The following is a 4,031-nucleotide window of genomic DNA, read 5'->3' as shown; positions in this document are numbered from 1 at the left end:
CGGAGGACCGTTGACCACCTGTCTCGCTCGCCTGATCGCCCGGTTCGTCGCCACCTGCACCGACTGCGGAGCCCGGATTCCGGCTGATCAGGTCATGTGCTCCATCTGCGCCAACAAGTAACCGCCACCGTCGCGAAAGGACACACCACCGATGGGAAGCAACAGGGGACTCGTGCACCGCGGCTCCAAGTCCTGGTGGACCGGTGACTTCAAGACCCTGTGCGGCCTGGTGATCCCGGCTGGGACCGGCAAGTCCCCGTGGTTCACCAAGCCCGCATGCCCCACGTGCGAGGCCGCCGTCGCGGCCCGCAAGCGCAAGTAGCGCACCCAGCTCTGCCGGGCCGTCCGTCCGACTCGCCTCCGGGCGGCCCGGCAGCCCCCAACCGCACAGCCGAGCAACACGAAGGAGGCACCCGTGAGCAGACGGTTCCACCTCGGCGATCTGCTGTCCGTCACGACCGGGAAGCTGTTGTCCTCGAACGGGTACGCCGGTGTCCAGGCGCTCGTGGAGTACGTCACCGGGCAAGCCCACCTCACCCACCAGCTCTCCCGCGCAGTCGAGGAAATCCGCCCATTCCTTCTGCAGCAACACCCCTGGCTGGCAGACGCGAACATCCCCCGCGATGTGGGCGACCGCTTCGACCTCCTCTGCTGGTTCGCCTGGGCCAAGGAGGAGTGGGGCGAATGGCACCAGGTCGAGCCGATGCCGTTCGGCCAGTACGTCGGCCGCGAGCCGATCGCCGAGTTGCAGGAGATGAACCCGAACGCCGAGATCATCCGACCCGACGAGTTGCCGTGATCACCCTCGCCGCCGCGCGCCCATGACCGCTGCCGGGCCGCCCGTCCGACTCGCCTCCGGGCGTCCCGGCAGCCACCAAGCCCGTCCGTACTCGCGAAAGGTTGTCCATGCCTACCGCCACCGCGACCGACACCCTGACCGACCCGGAGCGCCAGTTCCTCGGCTGCCTGATGCAGCTCCCCGCCCGCCCGGCGCGGCGGCTGCTGGCCGGAATGCGCGCCACCGACTTCACCGGCGGCATGGCCGCCCACGTCCTCCAACTCGCCATCGAGGTCGTGGCCGCCGAGCACACCCCGGCCCCGGTCACCCTCTACACCCACGCCCTCGCCACCGGGCAAGCACCGGGCGAGAAGCGCCGCGAATGGCTGTCCGGCTGGCTCATCGACACCTACCGGGACGCCCCACCCGCCGAGCTGGCCCACCACCTCAAAGCCGTGCTGCTGGAGGCCGCGTGGCGACGTGCGCTGCTCGCGCACGCCCGCCGGATCGAGCAGGCCGTGTCCGGCTCGCCCACGGCGGTGCTGCGCGACCTGGCCGACGACACCGGCGCGATCGACGAACTGTGGACCCGCTACCAGGCCGCGACGACGGCCAACCCGACCCACCTGGAGGTGGCTGCCTGATGTTCACCGTGACCGACCTGTTCTGCGGAGCCGGGGGTTCCGGGCTCGGCGCGACCGCCGTGCCGGGTGTGGAGCTGGTGATGGCCGCCAACCACAGCGCGCGGGCGATCGAGACCCACGCCGCGAACTTCCCCGGCTGCGAGCACGACTGCGCCGACATCTCCCAAGTGGAGCCGCGCCGCTACCGGCGCACCAACATCCTGTGGGCGTCCCCGGAGTGCACCAACCACTCCATCGCCAAGGGCCGCAAGCGCGCCAGCGTGCAGCCGAGCCTGTTCGACGAGCCCGTGCCGGACCACGTGGCGGAGCGGTCCCGGGCAACGATGTGGGACGTGCCCCGCTTCGCCGAGGTGCACCGCTACGACGCCGTGATCGTGGAGAACGTCGTCGATGCGGCGAAGTGGGCACCGTTTCGGGCGTGGCTGCTGGCGATGGACTCCTACGGCTACGACCACAAGATCGTGTCGCTGAACTCCATGCACGCCCCCGCGATCGCCGCGCCGCGCGCGCCCCAGTCGCGCGACCGGATGTACGTGGTGTTCTGGCGCAAGGGCAACCCCGCCCCCCAGCTCGACATCCGCCCGAAGGCGTGGTGTCCCACCTGCGACCGCGAGGTGCGGGCGATCCAGGCGTGGAAGGGCACCGCCCGCGTCGGCCGCTACCGGCAGCAGTACCTCTACCGCTGCCCGTCGGCGACCTGCCGCCACCAGATCGTGGAACCCTACGTGCTCCCGGCCGCCGCCGCGATCGACTGGAGCCTTCCCGGGCAGCGCATCGGCGACCGCGACAAGCCCCTGTCCGCCAAGACCCTCGCCCGCATCCGGGCCGGAATGCTGCGCTACGCCACACCGCAACTGGTCACCGCGGGCGGCTCGTGGAACGACACCAGCTACCCGACCAGCCAGCCGTTCCGCACCCGCACCACGCGGGAGGCCGAAGGGCTGATCGTGCCGCTGGAAGGCCGCGACGGCAAAGAAGCCCGCCACACCGACGAGCCGTTCCGGACCCAGACCACGCGACACCAGGACGCCCTGGTGGTGCCCTACTACGGCACCGCCACCACCGCCGGGCCGGCCAGCGACCCCATCGGCACGCTCACCACCCGCGACCGCTACGGGCTGGCGTTCATCGCCGAGCTGCGCGGGGGCGGCTCCACCGCCCGCGACGTCCGCGAGCCCCTGGCCACCGTCTGCGCCAGCGGCAACCACCACATGCTCGTCCACCAGCGCCCCGAGCCCCGGCACCACCGGGCGGGGCTGGACCTGGCGCGGTTCGCGGTCGGCACCGACGGCACCACCCACGACCGCGGCGACCTCCCACCGGCTGTCGAGAACGCCTCGTTCCGGATGCTCACCGTCGCCGAGATCCAGGCCGCCATGGCCTTCACCCCGCACTACGTGATCACCGGCAACAAGCGCGAGCAGGTCCGCCAACTCGGCAACGGCGTCACCCCGCCCGCCGCCGAATGGCTCGTCCGCTCCGTCGTCGCCTCCCTCGACACCACCGTCCACGACAGCTTGGAGGCTGCCTGATGACCCCAAACCGCGGGGCGACGCTGCTCGCCCAGCTCCACGACGCACTGACCCGCTACGTGGTCATGCCCTCCGACCAGGCCACCGACGCCGTGGTGCTCTGGATCGCCGCCACGCACGTCCAGCCCGCGTGGGCGCACGCGCCGCGGCTGGTGATTCGGGCACCGGAACGGCGGTGCGGGAAGTCGCGGTTGCTCGACATCGTGGAGGCCACCTGCCGCGATCCGCTGATCACGGTCAACGCCAGTCCGGCCGCGGTGTACCGGTCGATCACCCCGGATCCGCCGGTGCTGCTGGTGGACGAGGCCGACACCATCTTCGGCCCCAAGGCTGGGGACAACGAGGACCTGCGCGGGCTGCTCAACGCCGGACACCAGCGTGGCCGGCCAGCCCTGCGCTACGACGCCGCCAGCCAGACCGTCGTCACGATCCCGACGTTCGCGATGGCCGCGCTGGCGGGGATTGGGGCGATGCCCGACACCATCGAGGACCGCGCCGTGGTCGTGCACATGCGCCGCCGCGCCGCGGGGGAGAAGACGTTCCCTTACCGCGCCCGGCGCGACCGGGAACCGCTGCGGGCGCTCGCTCAGCAGCTCACCGAGTGGCTGCGCGGGGACATGGCCATCCTCGAACGGGCTGAACCGGCAATGCCGGTGGAGGACCGGGCGGCTGACACGTGGGAGCCGCTGGTCGCGGTCGCCGACCACGCCGGAGGCGACTGGCCCGAGCGCGCCCGCGCCGCCGCCGTGGAGATGACCCGCGAGCACAACGAGACCGGGGAGATCTCCGACCGGCTGCGGCTGCTCATCGACTGCCGCACCGCCTTCGCCGACGACCTCGCGTTGCCTACCGCCGAGCTGCTGCACCGGCTGCGCGGGCTGGAGGAGTCCCCGTGGCGGGAGTTCGGGCCGACCGGGCTCACCGCCATGAAGCTCGGCTCGCTGCTCAAGGAGTACGGCATCCGCTCGGCCACCATCCGCTTCCCCGGCAGCGGGCAGGCCAAGGGCTACTCAGTGTGAGGGTGTGGGTGGGCTGTGGCTTGGTGGTTATGGTCCGGTTTGGTTGCGTGGTGACTGG

Annotated in this window: 5 protein-coding genes; all 5 read left to right on the top strand. The window is 71.5% G+C overall.

Features of this window, described 5'->3' with window-relative positions:
• Window positions 1–151: 151 nt before the first annotated feature.
• The 5 genes from ABFX51_RS05600 (at window position 152) to ABFX51_RS05580 (ending at window position 3,973) form a co-directional block, all read left to right on the top strand.
• Window positions 152–322 (top strand): hypothetical protein, encoded by a 171-nt coding sequence (locus ABFX51_RS05600; protein ID WP_346052602.1) that lies wholly within the window; start codon window positions 152–154, stop codon window positions 320–322.
• 93 nt (window positions 323–415) lie between these two features.
• Entirely contained in the window at window positions 416–799 is a 384-nt protein-coding gene (locus tag ABFX51_RS05595; RefSeq protein WP_346052600.1) for a DUF7736 domain-containing protein, read from the top strand.
• Window positions 800–906: 107 nt separating this feature from the next.
• A complete protein-coding gene (locus ABFX51_RS05590) occupies window positions 907–1,422 on the top strand; it encodes a hypothetical protein (RefSeq protein WP_346052598.1) in 516 nt (171 codons plus the stop codon).
• Window positions 1,422–2,954 (top strand): DNA cytosine methyltransferase, encoded by a 1,533-nt coding sequence (locus tag ABFX51_RS05585; protein ID WP_346052597.1) that lies wholly within the window; start codon window positions 1,422–1,424, stop codon window positions 2,952–2,954. The genes ABFX51_RS05590 and ABFX51_RS05585 overlap by 1 nt, the downstream gene beginning before the upstream one ends.
• Window positions 2,954–3,973 carry a DUF3631 domain-containing protein gene (locus ABFX51_RS05580; protein ID WP_346052595.1) on the top strand — a complete coding sequence of 340 codons (1,020 nt, stop codon included), beginning with the start codon at window positions 2,954–2,956 and terminating at the stop codon, window positions 3,971–3,973. Before ABFX51_RS05585 ends, ABFX51_RS05580 begins: the two co-directional genes overlap by 1 nt.
• Window positions 3,974–4,031 lie beyond the last annotated feature (58 nt).

This window comes from Amycolatopsis dongchuanensis, assembly GCF_039542405.1.
In the GTDB taxonomy this organism is placed as follows: domain Bacteria; phylum Actinomycetota; class Actinomycetes; order Mycobacteriales; family Pseudonocardiaceae; genus Amycolatopsis_E; species Amycolatopsis_E sacchari.
This window is presented reverse-complemented; position numbering and strand designations above follow the sequence as displayed.

Bases quoted from the DNA above. Each gene is read 5' to 3' on its own strand.
- ABFX51_RS05585 (WP_346052597.1), top strand. From the start codon at position 1,422: ATGTTCACCGTGACCGACCTGTTCTGCGGAGCCGGGGGTTCCGGGCTC.
- ABFX51_RS05580 (WP_346052595.1), top strand. From the start codon at position 2,954: ATGACCCCAAACCGCGGGGCGACGCTGCTCGCCCAGCTCCACGACGCA.
- ABFX51_RS05600 (WP_346052602.1), top strand. From the start codon at position 152: ATGGGAAGCAACAGGGGACTCGTGCACCGCGGCTCCAAGTCCTGGTGG.
- ABFX51_RS05590 (WP_346052598.1), top strand. From the start codon at position 907: ATGCCTACCGCCACCGCGACCGACACCCTGACCGACCCGGAGCGCCAG.